This window comes from Kineococcus gurbantunggutensis (assembly GCF_050871925.1).
Taxonomy (GTDB): domain Bacteria; phylum Actinomycetota; class Actinomycetes; order Actinomycetales; family Kineococcaceae; genus Kineococcus.
Genome location: NZ_JBJLSG010000006.1, coordinates 26255 through 43219 on the forward strand (window position 1 = coordinate 26255; position 16965 = coordinate 43219).

Below are 16965 nucleotides of genomic sequence, written 5' to 3' on the forward strand. Positions count from 1 at the left end.
CCCTCCCCCTCCCCCTCAGCGTCCCGACAGGTGGCGCAGCGCCGCCCGCAGCACGGCCGGCACGTCCGGGGTGCCGTCCGCGTCCTGCTCCACCACCGCGTCCACGGCGTCCCCGGCCTGCTTGAGCGGGTAGCCCAGCCCGACCAGGGCGTCGACGACCTGCCGGCGGCGGGCGTCGTCGTCGGCCGCGGGCGCCGCGGCGGGCGGGGCCCCCGGCGCGCCGAGCGGCGGCCCCAGCCGGTCCCCCAGCTCCAGGCAGATGCGCTGCGCGCCCTTCTTGCCGATGCCCGGCACCCGCACCAGCGCCGCGTGGTCCTCGGCGGCCACGGCGGCGCGCAGGCCGTCGGGGCGGTGCACCGCCAGCATCGCCAGCGCCAGGCGCGGGCCCACGCCGGAGACGGTCTGCAGGACCTCGAAGACCTCGCGCTCGTCGGCGTCGGCGAACCCGAACAGCGTCAGGGAGTCCTCGCGCACCACCGTGCTCGTGGCCAGCGAGCCCTCCTCGCCGACGCGCAGCGCCGCCAGGGTGGCGGGGGCGGCGTGCACGAGCAGCCCCACCCCGCCGACCTCGACGACCGCCGAGTCCAGCCGCACCGCGAGCACCCGCCCGCGCACCGACGCGATCACACGACCTCCAGCCCCGGCGCGGGACGCAGCCCGCGCGAACACCTGTACGAGCGAAGGCTAACCAGGGGCGGCGACACCCCCCGCGCGGCGCGCGGCGGCACCGGGCACGATCGGGTGCCGTGAGCCACGAGCAGCACGCCAACCCCCGTCAGAACGTCACCTTCGACTCCGCCTCCGAGAGCGGGCACGCGCACGGCTACCTGCGGGTGCCGGACTCCGGCAGCGGTCCCGGCGTCGTCGTCGTGCAGGAGTGGTGGGGCCTGACCGACCACGTCGCCGGCATCGTCGACCGCCTCGCCGCCGAGGGCTTCGTCGCCCTGGCCCCCGACCTGTACGGCGGGCGCACCACCCACGACTCCGAGGAGGCCCGGCGCTTCCTCGTCGAGCTGCCCCCCGAGCGCGCCGCCCGCGACCTCGCCGGCGCGGTGACGTACCTGCTGCAGCGGCCGGAGACCACCTCCTCCACCGTCGGCGCCGTCGGCTTCTGCATGGGCGGGGCGTTCGTGCTGACGCTCGCGGCGCAGCAGGGCGAGCGGATCGGCGCGGCCGTGCCCTGGTACGGCGTGCCCGGCCCGGACACCGACTTCTCCGGGGTGCGGGCCGCGGTGCTGGGCCACTTCGGCGAGGAGGACGCCTCCGTGCCCCTGGACGCCGTGCGCGCCACCGAGCAGCGCCTGCGCGAGCAGGCCGGGGTGGACGCCCGCTTCGAGGTGTACCCGGCCCCGCACGCCTTCTACAACGACGAGCGGCCCAACTACCGCCGCGAGTCCGCCGAGCTGGCCTGGGGGCGCACCACCGCGTTCCTGCGCGAGCACGTGCGCTGACCCCCGCGCCGTCCCGGGCCCGGCCGCCGAGTGGCCGAGCGCCCGGGACGGCAGGACAGTGGCGCGGTGACCCGAACACGCTCCCCGCGCCCGCGCCGCCCGGTCCACACGGTCCTCGCCGGCGCCGTGGCCGGTGCCGCCGGCACCACCGTCCTGAACGCCGTCACCTACGGCGACATGGCCGTGCGCGGCCGGGCGCCGAGCACCGTGCCCGAGCGGACGGCGACCGCGCTGGCCGAGCGGCTGGGCCGCCCGGTCGGCGGCCGCGGCGCCGAGCTCGAGCACCGCACCACCGCCCTGGGCGCCCTGTCCGGCTACGCGGCCGGGGTGGGCGTGGGCAAGCTGGTGGGCCTGACCCGCGCCGCCGGGCTGCGCATGCCCGCCGGGCTGGGCGGCGTCGTCACCGGCGCGCTGGCCATGGCGGCCAGCGACCTGCCCGCGCACGCCCTCGGCGTGACGGACCTGCGCACCTGGACGGCGCAGGACTGGGTCTCCGACGCGCTGCCGCACCTGGCGTACGGGCTGACCACGCACGCGGCGCTGCGCGCGCTGGACCCGCCGGCCGCGCACGAGCGCGCGACGATCGTGGACCTGCCCTCCCTCGGCGGTCACGGCGGGCGCGTCGGCCCGCGGGGCGCGCGGACGCCCTCGCGCGCTTCGGCGGGCCTGGTGGTGCGCAGCGCGCTGCTGGGCGTGGCCGCCGGCGGGCGCAGCACCCTGGGCCTGGCCGGCCCGGCGCTGCTGTCCGCCGGGACCCGCGCGCTGCCCGGCGGGGCGCCCGCCGCGGTGCTCAGCACCCTGGCCCTGGGCGGGGAGCTCGTCGCCGACAAGCTGCCCTCCACCCCCAGCCGGCTCAGCGCCGCCGGCCTGCCGGCGCGGCTGGTCTCCGGCTTCGCGGGGGGCGCGGTGCTGGCCCGCCGCGAGCACGCGCGCACGCTGCTGCCCGCCCTGGCCGGTGCGGCCGGGGCCCTGGCGGGCTCGCACGCCGGGGCGGCGTGGCGCGCCTGGGCCGGGCAGCGCGTGCCGGACGTGGAGGCCGCGCTCGCCGAGGACGCCGTGGCGCTGGCGCTGACCCTGGCGGCGACGCTGCCGCACCGCCGGGGCTGACCGCCGGGGCTGACCGCCGGGGCTGACCGCCGGGGCTGACCGCCGGTGGGCCGGGCCGCGCCTCAGCGCGGGCGGCCCACCGGGCGCCGGGCCGCTGCCCGCGCCGCCTCCGCGTAGGAGTTGCGGCGCCCGGTGACCAGGGCGGCGTGCGCGGCGGCCTCCAGGCGCGTGGTGCCCGCGCCGCGCCACAGGTGGCACAGCGCCAGCGCGAGGGCGTCGGCGGCGTCGGCGGGCCGGGGCGGGGCGTCCAGGCCCAGGATGCGCGTGACCATCGCGGTCACCTGCTCCTTGTCGGCGCGGCCCGAGCCGGTGACGGCGGCCTTGACCTCGCTGGGGGTGTGCATCGCCACCGGCAGCCCGCGCCGGGCGGCGGCGACCATCACCAGGCCCGCGGCCTGGGCGGTGCCCATCACCGAGCGCACGTTGGCCTGGGCGAAGACCCGCTCCACGGCCACCACGTCCGGCTCGTGCTCGTCCAGCCAGCGCTCCAGCCCCTCGGCCACGGCGAGCAGGCGGGCGGGCACCGGCTCGTCGGCCGGGGTGCGCACCACCCCGACGGCGACCATGCGCACGCGCCGGCCCCCCGCGCCGGGGGACTCCACCACCCCCAGCCCGCAGCGGGTGAGACCTGGGTCGACGGCGAGGACGCGCACGGCCCCCACCCTCGCACGGTGCGGGGCGGGGGCCGTGGCAGCGGGCCGCGCGCGCCGGGCGGGGCCCGGCGCGCTCAGCGGGCGGCGGTGCCGCTCAGGCGTCCTCGAGGGCGGCCATGACGTCGTCGGAGACGTCGTAGTTGGCGAAGACGTTCTGCACGTCGTCGCAGTCGTCGAGGGCGTCGACGAGCCGGAAGACCTTCGCGGCGCCCTCGGCGTCCAGGGGCACCTGCACGCTGGGCACGAAGCTGGCGTCGGCGGAGTCGTAGTCGATGCCGGCGGCCTGCAGCGCCTCGCGCACGGCCACCAGGTCGGTCGGCTCGCACACGACCTCGAAGGTGTCGCCCTGGTCGGTGACCTCCTCGGCCCCGGCCTCCAGGACGGCGGTCAGGACGTCGTCCTCGGTGAGGCCGGTGCCCTCCTTGCCGATGACGACGACGCCCTTGCGGCTGAACATGTACGCCACGCTGCCCGGGTCGGCCATGGACCCGCCGTTGCGGGTCATGGCCGTGCGCACCTCCATGGCCGCGCGGTTCTTGTTGTCGGTGAGGCACTCGATGAGCAGCGCCACGCCGTTGGGGCCGTAGCCCTCGTACATGATCGTCTGCCAGTCGGCCCCGCCGGCCTCGGCGCCCGAGCCGCGCTTGACGGCGCGCTCGATGTTGTCCGCGGGCACGGAGGTCTTCTTCGCCTTCTGGATGGCGTCGTAGAGCGTGGGGTTGCCCGCCGGGTCACCCCCGCCGGTGCGGGCCGCGACCTCGATGTTCTTGATCAGCCGAGCGAAGCTCTTGGCGCGCTTGGCGTCGACGACGGCCTTCTTGTGCTTGGTCGTCGCCCACTTGGAGTGGCCGGACATTGCTGTTCCCTCCGCCGTTCGCTCGCTGACTCGTCAACTGCCCCGTGGGCTGCCCGCCGACCCCAAGCCGCGCCGCTCCTCGTGCCCCCGTCCGCGGAGCCGGTCTCGCACGAGCTCCACGAAGTAGCGGTGCACCCGGTCGTCCCCGGTGATCTCCGGGTGGAACGACGTCGCCAGCAGATCGCCGGAACGCACTGCGACGATCCTACCCGCGGCCGGGCCGGAGCCCACGCGGGCGAGGACCCGCACGCCCTCACCGGCCTCCTCCACCCAGGGGGCGCGGATGAAGACGGCCCGCACGGGCCCGCCGTCGCCGGTGACGCCCTCGACGGGCAGGTCCTCCTCCCAGCTCTGCACCTGCCGGCCGAAGGCGTTGCGGCGCACGGTGACGTCCAGACCGCCGAGGGTGCGCTGGTCCGCCGCGCCGTCCAGGACGCGGTCGGCCAGCAGGATCATGCCCGCGCACGAGCCGTACACGGGCAGCCCCTGCGCGATGCGCTCGCGCAGCGGCCCGTGCAGCTCGAAGGCGCGCAGCAGGCGGTCGATGGTGGTGGACTCCCCGCCGGGCAGCACCAGGCCGTCCACCGCGTCCAGCTCGCCCTCGCGGCGCACCGTCACCGCGCGCGCCCCGCCGGCCGTCAGGGCCGCCACGTGCTCGCGCACGTCGCCCTGCAGGGCCAGCACACCGATCACGGGCTCGTCGCGCACCACGGGGGCGAGGGTAGGGCCGCGCGGCTCAGCCGATGCGCCGGGGTGGGCCCGCCCAGCGCCCGGGCGGTGCGGGCAGCTCGGCCAGCAGCTCGGCCAGCAGCCCCGCCAGCCCGGCGGGGTACACGGTCTCGGCGGTGCCGGCCAGCTCCTCCGGGGTCCACCAGCGCACGTCGGTCAGGGTGGCCAGCTCCAGGGGCGTCCACCGCTCGCGCGACAGCTGCGCCGGGGCGTCCGGGCGGTGCACGAAGAACTCCTCGTGCTGGCGGCAGGGCTGCCCCAGGTAGGGGAAGTCGGCGGTGCGCACCCACACCGGGCCGGTCAGGTCGGCGGGGGCGACGACCATGCCGGTCTCCTCCAGCAGCTCGCGGGCGGCGGCCTCGCGGGCCGGCTCCCCCGCGGCGCGCCCGCCGCCCACGGTGAACCACCACGCCCGGCCGGGGGCGGTGGGGTCGGTGCCGCGCACCAGCAGGACGCGGTCCGCGCCGTCGAGGACGACGACGCGGGCCGCGCTGCGGGTACGGGTCCCGTCGGGGTCGGTGCCCCACTCGGGCCCCAGCGGGTCGTGCTCGGTCAGCGGGTCACCAGCCGCGGGTGGCCAGGCGGTGCGGCTCCGGGATCGCCTCGACGTTCAGACCGACCATGGCCTCGCCCAGCCCGCGGGAGACCTTGGCGATCATGTCGGGGTCGTCGTGGAAGGTCGTGGCCTTCACGATGGCCTCGGCGCGCTTGACGGGGTCGCCGGACTTGAAGATGCCCGAGCCGACGAAGACGCCCTCGGCGCCCAGCTGCATCATCATCGCCGCGTCGGCCGGGGTGGCGATGCCGCCGGCGGTGAACAGCACGACGGGCAGCTTCCCCTTCTCGGCGACCTCGCGGACCAGCTCGTAGGGGGCGGCGAGCTCCTTGGCGGCCACGTACAGCTCGTCCGGGGCCATCGAGCGCAGCCGGTTGATCTCGGCGCGGATGGTGCGCATGTGCGTGACCGCGTTGGAGACGTCGCCGGTGCCGGCCTCGCCCTTGGAGCGGATCATCGCCGCGCCCTCGGTGATGCGCCGCAGCGCCTCGCCGAGGTTGGTGGCCCCGCACACGAACGGCACGGTGAAGGCGTGCTTGTCGATGTGGTGCGCGTAGTCGGCGGGGGTGAGGACCTCGGACTCGTCGACGTAGTCCACGCCCAGGGACTGCAGCACCTGCGCCTCGACGAAGTGGCCGATGCGCGCCTTGGCCATCACCGGGATGGAGACCGCGTCGACGATCGACTGCACCATGTCGGGGTCCGACATGCGCGAGACGCCGCCCTCGGCGCGGATGTCGGCGGGCACGCGCTCCAGCGCCATGACCGCCACGGCGCCGGCGTCGGCGGCGATCCTGGCCTGCTCGGCGGTGACGACGTCCATGATGACGCCGCCCTTGAGCATCTCCGCCATGCCGCGCTTGACGCGGTCGGTGCCGACGGCTGGACCGGCGCCGGCCGCGGTCTCGGCCTGCGGGACGGGGTGCCCGGCGCTGCGGGTGCTCTGCTCGGTGCTCACGGTGCTCACGCCTCGCGGTTGCTCTGGGGTCTGCTCCGGGCTCGCCCGGACCTGGGGGGTCATCCTACGAGCCGGTCGCGACGCCCCCGCCCGGAGCTCCGTCCTCGGTGCCGTCGTCGAAGTCGGCGGTCTCGGGCAGGCGGGCGTGCCCGGCCAGCCTCGCCCAGCGCACCAGCCGCTTGGCCCGCAGGCGCCGCGCCTGCACGACGGCGTCGTTGTGGAAGCGCCGCGCCAGGCCCACCCGGCGCGCGGCGTCGCGCACCCGCGCGGCGCCGCCCTCCGCACCGGTCTGCGCACCCCCGTCCGCACCCCCGTCCGCACCCCCGTCCGCGCCGTCGTCCGCGCCGTCGTCCGCGCCGGGGGCGGGGAGGGCGGCGGCCAGGGCGCGGGTGAGGTCGCTCTCGGCGCGCCAGCGCTGCGCGTCGTCGGCGGCGGCGGCGTCGCGCAGCGCCGCGGGCGTGCGCGGGGCGTCCAGGCCGGCGGTGGCGGCGTCGGCCAGCAGCAGCGAGGACGCCGGGTCCAGCAGGCCGGAGGTGGCCAGCTCCAGCGCCGCCGAGGCCCGCCGCGTCAGCTCCGCGTCCAGCGCCGCCCGGCTCGTCTCCACCCGGCGGTGCAGGCGGTCCAGCCGCTGCGCCGTGGCCGACAGGTACCAGGCCAGCAGGCAGAGCAGGAGCAGGGCCGCCAGCGCCCACGCCAGCGCCGTCACCCGCCGGCCCTGCGCTGCTCCCCGGGCCGGTGCGCGTCCTCGCCCGTGCGCACCGTCTCGTAGACGGCCAGGACGTCGGCGCCCACGGCCGCCCAGTCGTAGCGGCGCGCGGCGCGCTGCCCGGCGCGCGCCAGCCGCTCGCGCCGGTCCGGGTCGCCCAGCAGGCCGAGCAGCGCCCCGGCGGCGGCGGCGGCGTCGCCGGTGGGGAAGAGCACCCCGTGCGCGCCGTCGTCGAGGACCCGCCGGAAGGCGCCCAGGTCGCTGGCGACGACGGCGGCCCCGGCGGCCAGGGCCTCCACCAGGACGATGCCGAAGCTCTCCCCGCCGGTGTGCGGGGCCAGGTAGACGTCGGCCGAGGCCAGCAGGGAGCGCTTGGCGTCGTCGTCGACGGCGCCGAGGAACTCCACCGCCGAGGGGTCCGCCAGCGTCGCGCGCGCGGCCTCGACGTCGCCGCGGCCGGCGACGAGGAAGCGCGCGCCGGGCAGCGCCGCGCGCACCCGGGGCACGGCCTCGCACAGCACCCCCAGGCCCTTGCGCGGCTCGTCGAGGCGGCCGACGAAGGCCACGACGGGCCGCTCGGGCGTGCCGCACCACTCCGGCCGGCGCGGGGCGCGGGCGAAGCGCTCGGTGAACACCCCGTTGGGCACCACCACGGCGTCGCCGCCGACGTGCTCGACGACGGTGCGGCGGGCGTCCTCGCTGACGGCGATGCGCGCGGCGATCTTCTCCAGGCTGGGGCGCAGCAGCGGGAACGCCGCCTGCATGGCCCGCGAGCGCAGGTTGGCGGTGTGGAAGGTCGCCACGACGGGGCGCTGGGCGGCCCACAGCGCCAGCAGGGAGGTGCTCGGGGAGAGCGGCTCGTGCACGTGCAGCACGTCGAAGCCGCCGTCGGCGACCCAGCGCCGGACCCGGGCGGCGGTCAGCGGCCCGAAGGACAGCCGGGCCACCGAGCCGTTGTAGGGCACCGCCACGACGCCGCCGGCGGCGTCGGCGAACGGCGGCAGCGTGGCGGGGTCGTCGGCCGGGGCCAGGACCCGCACGTGGTGGCCCAGGCCGGTGAGGTGCTCGGCGAGGTCGCGCACGTGGAACTGCACGCCGCCGGGCACGTCGAAGGAGTACGGGCAGACGATCCCGATCCTCACCGCCGCCCCCGCTCCCCGCGCTCCCCCCGGGCGGCCCGGGCGGCCCGCGCGACGTCGTCGGCGAACAGCGGCTGCAGGACGTGCCAGTCCTGCGGGTGGGCGCGCACGCCCGCGGCCACGGCGTCCGCGCACGCCTGCGTCATGGCGGCCACCGCCGCGTCGCGGGCCGCCCGGGCGCCGCGGGCGGGGTCGGCCGGCGGGCGCCGCACCTCCGCGCCGAACTCCACGACGAGGGTGCGCGGCCGGCCGGGCGCCCCCTCGTACCAGAGCGAGGCGGGGAACAGGGCGGCACCGGAGGCCAGCGCCAGCGCGGCCGGGCCGGCGGCCACGGGCACCTGCTCCCCCAGGAAGCGCACGGGCACGCCGTTGCCGGACAGGTCGCGGTCGCCCAGCAGCGGCACGAACGCCCCGGCGCGGGCGCGGCGCACCAGGGTCGGGAAGGTGCCGGGGTCGCCCAGCGGCAGCACCTCCATCCCCAGGGAGCGCCGGAAGGAGAGGAAGCCCTCGAAGACCGCCTCCGGGCGCAGCCGCTCGGCGACGGTGACGACGGGCGCCAGCTCCAGCGCCGACCAGGCCGCCGCGTGGTCCCAGTTGCCGGTGTGGCCGAGGAAGACCACCACGCCCCGGCCCGCGCTCAGCCGCTCGCGCAGCGGGCCGTCGCCCACGGCGCGCACGGAGGCGACGGTGCGCTCGCGCGACCAGCCCGGCAGCCGGAAGACGTCGCACCAGTAGCGGGCGTAGGAGCGCAGCCCCTCGCGCACCAGCGCGTCCAGCTCGTCCGGCGCAGCGCCGGGGCGGGCGCGGCGCAGGTTGGCGCGCAGCTGCTCCACGCGGGCCCCGCCGCGGGCGTGGACGCGGTCGGCGGCGCGCTCGGCCAGCGCGAGCGCCGCCGGTTCGGGCACGGCGCGCACGAGCCGCCAGGCCAGCCGGAAGCCGGCCGCGGTGAGGTCGTCGCGGGTGGCGCTCACGCGCCGGGCGAGGGGGCGGCCGCGGCACCGGCCGTGGCCTGGCGCCGCACGGCGGCCATGCGCTGCACGACCGTGACGAGGCTGGCGGCGGCGAGCAGGGCGAGCACGACCGTCAGGAACGGCAGCGGCACCCCCAGGCCGACGAGCGCGGTGCCGGTGAGGACGGCGAGGAGGCGGTCGGAGCGCTCGGCGATGCCGACGTCCGCGGTGAACCCCAGCCCCTCGGCGCGGGCCTTGGCGTAGGAGACCAGGCTGCCCAGCACCAGGCACAGCAGGGCCAGCCCGGCCGTGGCGGGCGAGTCGCCGCCGCGGGCGAACCACACGACCAGGCCGCCGAAGACGGCGGCGTCGCCGAAGCGGTCCAGGGTGGAGTCCAGGTAGGCGCCCCAGCGCCCGGAGCGGCCCAGGGTGCGGGCCATGATGCCGTCGACGGTGTCGGACAGCACGAAGAACGCCACCGCGATCGAGCCCCAGAACAGGTGCCCCAGCGGGAAGAGCACCAGGGCGCTGACGAGCACGCCGACGGTGCCGGCGATCGTCACCGCGTCCGGGTCGACGCCCAGGCGCAGCAGCAGCCTGGCCGGGGGCGTGAAGACGCGGGCCGCGAAGGTGCGGGCGTTGCGGCCGAGCACCCCTCAGCCCTCGCCGGCGGCCGGGTCGGCCGGGTCGGTGCTGGTCCAGGCCGCGGCCAGGCGCCGCCGGGTGTCCTCCAGCAGCTCCGGCAGCGCCTTGGTGCGCGCCACCACCGGCAGGAAGTTCGCGTCGCCGGCCCAGCGGGGCACGACGTGCTGGTGCAGGTGCGCGGCGATGCCCGCGCCGGCCACGGCGCCCTGGTTCATGCCCACGTTGAACCCCGCGGGGTTCGAGGCCGCGCGCAGGGTGAACACGGCCGCGCGGGTCAGGGCGGTGAACTCCGCCAGCTCGGCGGCGTCGAGGTCGACGTAGGAGGACACGTGCCGGTACGGGCACACCAGCAGGTGCCCGGGGTTGTACGGGTAGAGGTTCATCACGACGAACACCCGCTCGCCGCGGTGCACCACCAGGCCCTCCTCGTCGGTGCGCGAGGGGGCGCGGCAGAACGGGCACTGCCGCGCGTCGTCGGGGTCGGCGGGCTTCTCCTCGCCCGTGATGTAGGCCATGCGGTGCGGGGTCCACAGCCGCTCGAAGCCGTCGGGGCCGCCGGCGAAGGCCGCGGCCGGCTCCACCCCCGGCGCCGCGCCGGGCTCGTCCACGCCCGCCATCAGACCTGCACGCGCCGCTCGACGGCGTCGACGACCTTCGCGACGGCCTCGGCCACGGGCACGCCGTTCTCCTGGCTGCCGTCGCGGTAGCGGAAGGAGACCGCGCCGGCCTCGACGTCCTCGGCGCCGGCGATGAGCAGGAAGGGCACCTTCTGCTTGGTCCAGGTGCGGATCTTCTTGGGCATGCGGTCGTCGGAGGCGTCGACCTCCACGCGCACGCCGCGCTCGCGCAGCTGCGCGGCGACCGCCCGCAGGTGCTCGACGTGCGCGTCGGCGACGGGGACGCCCACGACCTGCACGGGGGCCAGCCAGGGCGGGAAGGCGCCGGCGTAGTGCTCGGTGAGGACGCCGAAGAAGCGCTCCAGGGAGCCGAACTTCGCCGAGTGGATCATCACCGGCTGCTGCTTGGAGCCGTCGGCGGCGGTGTACTCCAGGTCGAAGCGCGCGGGCTGGTTGAAGTCGTACTGGATCGTCGACATCTGCCAGGTGCGGCCGATGGCGTCGCGCGCCTGCACGGAGATCTTCGGGCCGTAGAACGCCGCCCCACCGGGGTCGGGCACCAGGTCCAGGCCGGTCTCGCGCGCGGCGGTCTCCAGGACGGCCGTGGCGGTGGCCCACTCCTCGTCGCTGCCGATGAACTTCGCGGAGTCCCCGCGGGTGGACAGCTCCAGGTAGTAGTCGTCCAGGCCGAAGTCGCGCAGCAGGCCCAGGACGAAGTCCAGCAGGTGCTTGATCTCCCCGGGGGCCTGCTCGGGGGTGACGTAGCTGTGCGAGTCGTCCTGGGTGAGCCCGCGCACGCGGGTCAGGCCGTGCACGACGCCGCTCTTCTCGTAGCGGTACACCGACCCGAACTCGAAGAACCGCAGCGGCAGCTCCCGGTACGAGCGCCCCCGCGAGCGGAAGATCAGGTTGTGCATCGGGCAGTTCATGGCCTTGAGGTAGTACTTGCTGTTCTCCAGCTCCATCGCCGGGAACATCGTGTCCTCGTAGTAGGGCAGGTGCCCGGAGGTCTCGAACAGCCCGCCCTTGGAGATGTGCGGGGTGCCGACGTAGTCGAAGCCCTCCTCCACGTGCCGGCGGCGCACGTAGTCCTCCATGACGCGCTTGACGACGCCGCCCTTGGGGTGGAAGACCACCAGCCCCGAGCCGATCTCGTCGGGGAAGGAAAACAGGTCCAGCTCGGCGCCCAGGCGGCGGTGGTCGCGCCGCTCGGCCTCGGCCAGGCGCTCCTGGTAGGCCTTCAGGTCGTCCTTGCTGGCCCAGGCGGTGCCGTACACGCGCTGCAGCTGCGGGTTCTTCTCGCTGCCGCGCCAGTACGCCGCCGCCGAGCGCAGCAGGGTGAAGCCGTTGCCGATCAGGCGGGTGCTGGGCAGGTGCGGGCCGCGGCACAGGTCCTTCCAGGCCACGGTGCCGTCGCGCCGGACGTTGTCGTAGATCGTCAGCCCGCCGGCGCCGACCTCGACGTCCGCGCCCTCGGCGGCGTCGCCGGCGCTGGACTTCAGGCCGATGAGCTCCAGCTTGTACGGCTCGCCGGCCAGCTCGGCGCGGGCCTCGTCGTCGCCGACCTCGCGGCGCACGAACCGCTGGCCCTCCTTGACGATGCGCTGCGCCGTCCTCTCGAGGGTCTTCAGGTCCTCGGGGGTGAACGGCGTCTCGACGTCGAAGTCGTAGTAGAAGCCGTCGCGGATCGGCGGGCCGATGCCCAGCTTGGCCGCGGGGAAGTGCTGCTGCACGGCCTGCGCCACGACGTGGGCGGCGGAGTGGCGCAGCACGGCCAGGCCGTCCTCGGAGGTGATCAGGACGCCCTCGACCTCGTCGCCGTCGGCCAGCGGGTGCGAGAGGTCGCGCAGCTCGCCGTTGACGCGGGCGACGACGACGTCGCGCTCGTCGGCGAACAGCTCGGCGGCGGTGGTGCCCGCCGCGACCTGCACCGTCGTCGCGGGCGCGGAGGCGCCGGAACGGGTGACGGTGAGCTGGGCGGACACTGCGTGCCTCCGGGGGGTGCGTCGGTCAGGGCCGTGGAGCGCGGGCTCCACGCCCGCGACTCTATCCGGGCGCCCCGCCCCCGCCGTCGGCGCGCGCCAGCAGCCGCGCCGCGTCGCCGGTGCGCACCCGCCCGCCGCGCAGCACCTCGGCGAAGGAGCCGGCGCAGTGCCGCGGCGGCTCACCGAGGCGCAGCAGCACCGGCCCGACCTCCAGCAGCGAGCCCGCCAGCCGGGCGGGCGCCGGCGGGCGCGCGCCGGGCGCGGGGCGCAGGACGAGGTTGGCGCGGGAGGAGTCCCCGGCGGCCGGGTCGTCGCGCTCCAGGGTGCTGACCACGTGCACGGCGGCCACCTGGCGCGCCCCGCCGGGCGCCGGGCGCAGCTCCAGGGGCGCGTCCACGCCGAGGAAGCGGGCCACCGCACCCAGGTCGCCGGGCGCTGCGCCGGGGGCGCGCAGCACCGGGGCGGCGGCGGGACCGGACAGCTCCAGCGCGCGCAGGCGCGGGGTCGTCTTGGCGGTCAGCGCCGGCCCGCCGGCGACGGCGAGCACGAAGCCGCGGTCCCCGGCCAGGCCCTCGGGCCCCACCTGCGCGTGCGCGGGCCGCAGACCGGCGACGGACTTCACGGGGAAGAGGGCCACCTCGACGACGAGAGCCCCGAAGCCGGGGGCTTCGGGGCTCTGCATGCGCTGCTCCTGGGTGGAACGGTGTGGGCGATACTGGGATCGAACCAGTGACCCCCTCGGTGTGAACGAGGTGCTCTCCCGCTGAGCTAATCGCCCGGTGCGACCGCTGTCCGCGACCGGTGGAAGAACCGTACCGCATCCGGCGGGGCTGTCTCGACCACCCCCCGCGGCGGGCGCGGGACGGGGGCCCTCACAGGCCCGGCAGGCGCACCAGCTGGGCGGTGACGACGTCCGGGCTCCACGCCGGCACCCCCTGCCAGGCCAGGTAGCCCCAGGCCGCGGCGGTCACGGCCGCCGCGGTGCCCGCGGCCATGGCGGTGCGCGTGGCCAGCGAGCGGCGCGAGACCCAGGCGGTCCACCGGTGCAGCTGCCGGCGGCCGAAGCGGTGGGCGCGCCGCGCGGTGGCGAACTCCGTGCCCAGCAGCGCCAGGCCGAGGAAGACCACGAGCCAGCCGGGCCCGGGCAGGGGGACCAGCGCCAGGCCCAGCAGCACCACGGCGCTGCCCACGACGCCGACGGCGGTGCGGTAGACCCGGTCGGCGTGGGGGTCGGCGCGCAGCCGCTCGCGGCGGGCGCGGAAGGCCGCGCGCAGCCGCTCGACGCGGTGCCGGCGCGCACCGGGCCGCTGCGCTCCCGCGCCGGGGGGCGGGCCGGGCAGCGGCGCCGGGGCGCGGGGCGGGTCGGGCAGGGTCGGGCGGGCGCCGTGCGCGCCGCCGCCGCGCGGTCGCGGCGCCTCGCGCACGCGCCGCTCCCCGCCGGCCCCGCCCGGCGCGCTCCGCGCGTCGCCGTGCGCCGCCCCGCGACCGTCCTGGCTGCCCGCCGTCACCCGCACTCGCCCTCCCCGCTCGCCCCCGCCCGCGCGGGTCGCCGACGGTGCAACGCGCGAGGGGCCCGCAGCGCTCCCGCGCCGGCGCGACCACCTCCCGACGGCCCCCGGCGACCACGGCGGGTGACCAATCATGACCCGGAGTGGGCGGGGTCGGCGCCGGGCCGCCACCGCGACCCGCCCGCGACCGCGCGGCGACCCGCCCGTGACGGTGCGCCCCGGTCGCGGGCCCGCCGCGACGCGCCGGGCGCCGAGTTGCGCGTTCCGGTGTTTGAAGGGCGCGGATGGTGGGAAACTCCTGGGCACGGTCGCTGGAGCCCGTCAGCGGCCATGAGCACACGGAGGTCGACGTGCCTGCACTGCCGCACCGCAAGACCGAGGTCGACGTCGACGTGTCGCTGCGCCTACGCACCACCAGCGGGCCCGGGCTCCCGGTCCCCGCCAGCCTCCACTACGGGGCTGACGACCCCTTCGCCATCCACGCGGTCTTCCGCGGGGGTGACGCGGACGTCGAGTGGGTGTTCGCCCGCGACCTGCTGAGGGAGGGGCTCACCGCACCCGCCGGCGACGGCGACGTGCAAGTGCGCCCGTGCACGGACTCCCCCGACGGTCGCCCCCGGGTCCTGCTGCGCCTGTCGTCCCCGGACGGCAACGCGGAGCTGGAGGCCGACGAGGCCGACGTCCGGCGCTTCCTGCGCCGGGCCGAGGCCCTGGTGCCCCCGGGCCGCGAGGCGCGTCACCTGGACCTGGACGACCTGATCGCCCGGCTGACCGCCTGAGGAGCAGCGACAGCACGACGCTCGAGGAGGGGCCCGCCCCCGGCACCGACGCCGGGACGCGGGCCCCTCCGCACGTCCGCCCCCACCCCGGGCGAACGGCGGGTGAACGGCCCGCGCGGGGGCGGTTGGACTGGACCCTCACCCGTCGGCTAATGTCTACGACGTCACGGGGAACCGGCCGGAAGGGCGGGGAACCGGAGGCGTGCGGACGTAGCGCAGTTGGTAGCGCATCACCTTGCCAAGGTGAGGGTCGCGGGTTCGAGTCCCGTCGTCCGCTCGGAGGCCGGCTCACAGGCGCGAGCCTCGCGGTGGAGTGGCCGAGAGGTTAGGCAGCGGCCTGCAAAGCCGTCCACACGGGTTCGAATCCCGTCTCCACCTCACAGCCCATCGGGTAGCTCCCGGTGTGCTCGAGGGCGATTGGCGCAGCGGTAGCGCGCTTCCCTGACACGGAAGAGGTCACTGGTTCGATCCCAGTATCGCCCACGCAGCAGGTCCCGCCGGAAGGCCCCGTCCCCCTCGAGGGGGACGGGGCCTTCCGCGTTCCCGCACCGCCCCGGTGCGCGGGACCCGCCGGTGCGGGGTGACACCGCGCCCCGGGCGGAGCACGCTGGAGCCGGGTGCGGCGCGGTCGGCGCACCCCGAGGAGCGTGGGGCGTGGACGACGAGCGGCCGGGCTGGCGGGTGCGCTGGCACGACTGGCGCGCGCGCACGGCCGGTTCCGAGCGCGCGGCGCAGCGCCACCGCCGGGCGGCGGCCCGCCTGGTCCTGCGCTCGTGGAGCGCCGCACCGCCCCCGGTGCGGCGGCGCGGCGGCGGGGGCGGCGGGAACGGTGCTCAGACCGGCTCGGCGTCCCCTGCCGACGGCTCGGAGGGCTCGGCGGCCTCTGAGCCGGACGGCTCGGAGGCCGCCGGCGGCACCGAGGGGGCGCGGGAGGCGTAGTCCTCCCGCGGTGCCACCGGTCCGTCGGTGGCGCCGTCCTGGACGGCGGCGCCCGTCGCGCCCAGCAGGGCGATCAGGGCGGCGAAGGTCAACGTGGTCGCGGCGCTGCGCACGGGTCCTCCCGGGGTCGTCGTTGCCCGCATAACGCCGCGGGGGTGCCCCGGCGTTCCCGGCCCCGGCGGGGGCGGCGGTGCGGTGGGCGGTGGGCCGGCGCCCTCAGGGCACCCAGCGGCGCCGCCGGACGGCCTCCGCCCGGGCGGCCTCGCGCGCCGCCGCCTTCGTCGGGTCCGGCCAGACCCGGTCCACCGCGGAGTTCAGCGCCGCCCCGATCAGCACGGCGATGGCCAGGAAGTAGAACCACACGAGCACGACGATCGGCGCGGCCAGCGGCCCGTAGATGGACGTGGAGGTGCCGCCCACGGACGCCGACAGCAGCGTGCGCAGCACCGAGGACGTCACCAGCCACAGCACCAGGGCCAGCACGGCGCCGGGCACGTCGCGCCACCAGCGGCTGCGCACCGGGGTGGCCAGGTGGTACAGGGTGGTCAGGGTGGCCACCGACAGCAGCAGCACCGCGGGCCAGTAGGCGTCCGAGAGCACCTCCAGGTGGCTGGGCAGCCAGCGGGCGGCCGCGCGCGGGCCCACCAGCAGCAGCGGCACGACGACGACCGCGGCCAGCAGGCCCACCAGGTACGTCGACAGCGACAGCAGCCGCGTGCGCACGACGCCGCGGTGCCCGCCCAGGCCGTACATGATCGAGATGGTGTCGACCTGCACGTTCAGCGCGCGCGAGCCGGACCACACGCTGAAGGCGAAGGCCAGCAGCGTCAGGTCGGCGCGGCCGGTGGTGGTCACCGAGTCGAAGGTCGGCAGGACCACCTCGGCGACGACCTCGGGCGTGAAGAAGGTCTCCGTCAGGCGGGTGAGCTCCCCGCGCGCCGCGGCGACCTCGGCCGCGCCCAGCCAGCGCCCGACGTAGCCCAGGCTGGCCACGAGGCCGAAGACCAGCGGCGGCAGGGACAGCAGGGCGAAGAAGCCGCCCTCGGCCGCCAGGCCGGTGACGCGGAAGCGCAGGCAGGCGCCGACTGTGCCGACGACAAGCTCGCGCGCGGCCCGCAGGGCGCGCCGCGCCCGCGGGGGGGCCGACGCGGGGACGGCCGGGGCGGCGGTGGCGGGGACGGGGGTCTGGACGGGGCGGCGGTGCGCGCCCGCGGGCCGGGGCCGGTCTTCGGGCACCGCGGCAGGGTAGCCGCGGCGCCGGGGTGCGCGCGGCGGGCGCACCCGTCCGGGCGGGGCGCTCGGGGCGCTCGGGGCGGGCGGGCGGGTGCCCGGCGGCGGCCGGGGTGTGCGCGGGGCCCGGACCCGCGATGATGACCGTCGACCGCCC

19 protein-coding genes and 4 tRNA genes are annotated in these 16965 nt (G+C 77.5%); 6 read left to right on the forward strand and 17 right to left on the reverse strand.

The features are described from left to right. Positions 1–15: 15 nt before the first annotated feature. Positions 16–627 (reverse strand): Holliday junction branch migration protein RuvA, encoded by a 612-nt coding sequence (ruvA, locus tag ACRYR7_RS01800; RefSeq protein ID WP_432570359.1) that lies wholly within the window; start codon positions 625–627, stop codon positions 16–18. 119 nt (positions 628–746) lie between these two features. On the opposite strand from ruvA, the gene ACRYR7_RS01805 reads away from it, so the two are divergent. Together ACRYR7_RS01805 and ACRYR7_RS01810 are read left to right on the forward strand one after the other, a co-directional pair. Continuing rightward, entirely contained in the window at positions 747–1451 is a 705-nt protein-coding gene (locus tag ACRYR7_RS01805) for a dienelactone hydrolase family protein (RefSeq protein WP_432570360.1), read from the forward strand. A gap of 66 nt (positions 1452–1517) precedes the next feature. Next, positions 1518–2558 (forward strand): hypothetical protein, encoded by a 1041-nt coding sequence (locus tag ACRYR7_RS01810; protein WP_432570361.1) that lies wholly within the window; start codon positions 1518–1520, stop codon positions 2556–2558. A 62-nt stretch (positions 2559–2620) separates the two neighbouring features. On the opposite strand, the gene ruvC is transcribed toward ACRYR7_RS01810, so the two are convergent. The 14 genes from ruvC to ACRYR7_RS01880 all read right to left on the reverse strand — a co-directional run bounded on the left by ruvC (position 2621) and on the right by ACRYR7_RS01880 (position 13776). Then, entirely contained in the window at positions 2621–3211 is a 591-nt protein-coding gene (gene ruvC / locus ACRYR7_RS01815; protein WP_432570394.1) for a crossover junction endodeoxyribonuclease RuvC, read from the reverse strand. A 94-nt stretch (positions 3212–3305) separates the two neighbouring features. Beyond that, entirely contained in the window at positions 3306–4067 is a 762-nt protein-coding gene (locus ACRYR7_RS01820) for a YebC/PmpR family DNA-binding transcriptional regulator (RefSeq protein WP_432570362.1), read from the reverse strand. A 33-nt stretch (positions 4068–4100) separates the two neighbouring features. Further along, on the reverse strand, positions 4101–4775 hold the full coding sequence (gene pdxT, locus ACRYR7_RS01825; protein WP_432570395.1) for a pyridoxal 5'-phosphate synthase glutaminase subunit PdxT: 675 nt from the start codon (positions 4773–4775) through the stop codon (positions 4101–4103). A 28-nt stretch (positions 4776–4803) separates the two neighbouring features. Next, a complete protein-coding gene (locus tag ACRYR7_RS01830; RefSeq protein WP_432570396.1) occupies positions 4804–5352 on the reverse strand; it encodes an NUDIX hydrolase in 549 nt (182 codons plus the stop codon). A 4-nt stretch (positions 5353–5356) separates the two neighbouring features. Then, on the reverse strand, positions 5357–6310 hold the full coding sequence (gene pdxS, locus ACRYR7_RS01835; protein ID WP_432570397.1) for a pyridoxal 5'-phosphate synthase lyase subunit PdxS: 954 nt from the start codon (positions 6308–6310) through the stop codon (positions 5357–5359). A 64-nt stretch (positions 6311–6374) separates the two neighbouring features. Continuing rightward, positions 6375–7007, reverse strand: coding sequence for a hypothetical protein (locus ACRYR7_RS01840; protein WP_432570398.1), 633 nt, complete (start codon positions 7005–7007; stop codon positions 6375–6377). Positions 7008–7012: 5 nt separating this feature from the next. Beyond that, the gene (locus ACRYR7_RS01845; protein WP_432570363.1) at positions 7013–8158 is read right to left on the reverse strand and encodes a glycosyltransferase family 4 protein; all 1146 of its coding nucleotides are present in this window, start codon (positions 8156–8158) and stop codon (positions 7013–7015) included. Beyond that, positions 8155–9126 (reverse strand): phosphatidylinositol mannoside acyltransferase, encoded by a 972-nt coding sequence (locus ACRYR7_RS01850; protein WP_432570364.1) that lies wholly within the window; start codon positions 9124–9126, stop codon positions 8155–8157. Before ACRYR7_RS01850 ends, ACRYR7_RS01845 begins: the two co-directional genes overlap by 4 nt. Continuing rightward, positions 9123–9758: a phosphatidylinositol phosphate synthase gene (gene pgsA, locus ACRYR7_RS01855; RefSeq protein WP_432570365.1), complete on the reverse strand. Its 636-nt coding sequence runs from the start codon at positions 9756–9758 to the stop codon at positions 9123–9125. The genes ACRYR7_RS01850 and pgsA overlap by 4 nt, the downstream gene beginning before the upstream one ends. A gap of 3 nt (positions 9759–9761) precedes the next feature. Beyond that, a complete protein-coding gene (locus ACRYR7_RS01860; protein ID WP_432570366.1) occupies positions 9762–10367 on the reverse strand; it encodes an HIT family protein in 606 nt (201 codons plus the stop codon). Next, complete coding sequence (gene thrS / locus ACRYR7_RS01865) at positions 10367–12352, reverse strand: threonine--tRNA ligase (RefSeq protein WP_432570367.1); 1986 nt, start codon at positions 12350–12352, stop codon at positions 10367–10369. Before thrS ends, ACRYR7_RS01860 begins: the two co-directional genes overlap by 1 nt. A 61-nt stretch (positions 12353–12413) precedes the next feature. After that, entirely contained in the window at positions 12414–13034 is a 621-nt protein-coding gene (locus ACRYR7_RS01870; RefSeq protein WP_432570368.1) for an MOSC N-terminal beta barrel domain-containing protein, read from the reverse strand. A gap of 24 nt (positions 13035–13058) precedes the next feature. Then, positions 13059–13130 (reverse strand) — tRNA-Val (locus ACRYR7_RS01875). Between the two features lie 94 nt (positions 13131–13224). After that, complete coding sequence (locus tag ACRYR7_RS01880) at positions 13225–13776, reverse strand: TIGR02611 family protein (RefSeq protein ID WP_432570369.1); 552 nt, start codon at positions 13774–13776, stop codon at positions 13225–13227. 434 nt (positions 13777–14210) lie between these two features. Between ACRYR7_RS01880 and ACRYR7_RS01885 the strand changes: the two genes are divergently transcribed. The 4 genes from ACRYR7_RS01885 (at position 14211) to ACRYR7_RS01900 (ending at position 15122) form a co-directional block, all read left to right on the forward strand. Further along, on the forward strand, positions 14211–14639 hold the full coding sequence (locus ACRYR7_RS01885; RefSeq protein WP_205706404.1) for an SsgA family sporulation/cell division regulator: 429 nt from the start codon (positions 14211–14213) through the stop codon (positions 14637–14639). A gap of 204 nt (positions 14640–14843) precedes the next feature. After that, a tRNA-Gly gene (locus ACRYR7_RS01890) sits at positions 14844–14916 on the forward strand. Between the two features lie 30 nt (positions 14917–14946). Continuing rightward, positions 14947–15017: transfer RNA gene (locus ACRYR7_RS01895), tRNA-Cys, on the forward strand. Positions 15018–15050: 33 nt separating this feature from the next. After that, a tRNA-Val gene (locus tag ACRYR7_RS01900) sits at positions 15051–15122 on the forward strand. A 350-nt stretch (positions 15123–15472) separates the two neighbouring features. Here ACRYR7_RS01900 and ACRYR7_RS01905 read toward each other — a convergent pair. Together ACRYR7_RS01905 and ACRYR7_RS01910 are read right to left on the reverse strand one after the other, a co-directional pair. Beyond that, positions 15473–15691: a hypothetical protein gene (locus ACRYR7_RS01905; protein ID WP_432570370.1), complete on the reverse strand. Its 219-nt coding sequence runs from the start codon at positions 15689–15691 to the stop codon at positions 15473–15475. Between the two features lie 103 nt (positions 15692–15794). Further along, entirely contained in the window at positions 15795–16814 is a 1020-nt protein-coding gene (locus ACRYR7_RS01910; RefSeq protein ID WP_432570371.1) for a YihY/virulence factor BrkB family protein, read from the reverse strand. Positions 16815–16965: the final 151 nt, after the last annotated feature.

Excerpts from the sequence above, each read along its gene's own strand:
- ACRYR7_RS01820 (WP_432570362.1), bottom strand. The coding sequence starts at position 4,067 with ATGTCCGGCCACTCCAAGTGGGCGACGACCAAGCACAAGAAGGCCGTC.
- ACRYR7_RS01860 (WP_432570366.1), bottom strand. The coding sequence starts at position 10,367 with ATGGCGGGCGTGGACGAGCCCGGCGCGGCGCCGGGGGTGGAGCCGGCC.
- ACRYR7_RS01870 (WP_432570368.1), bottom strand. The coding sequence starts at position 13,034 with ATGCAGAGCCCCGAAGCCCCCGGCTTCGGGGCTCTCGTCGTCGAGGTG.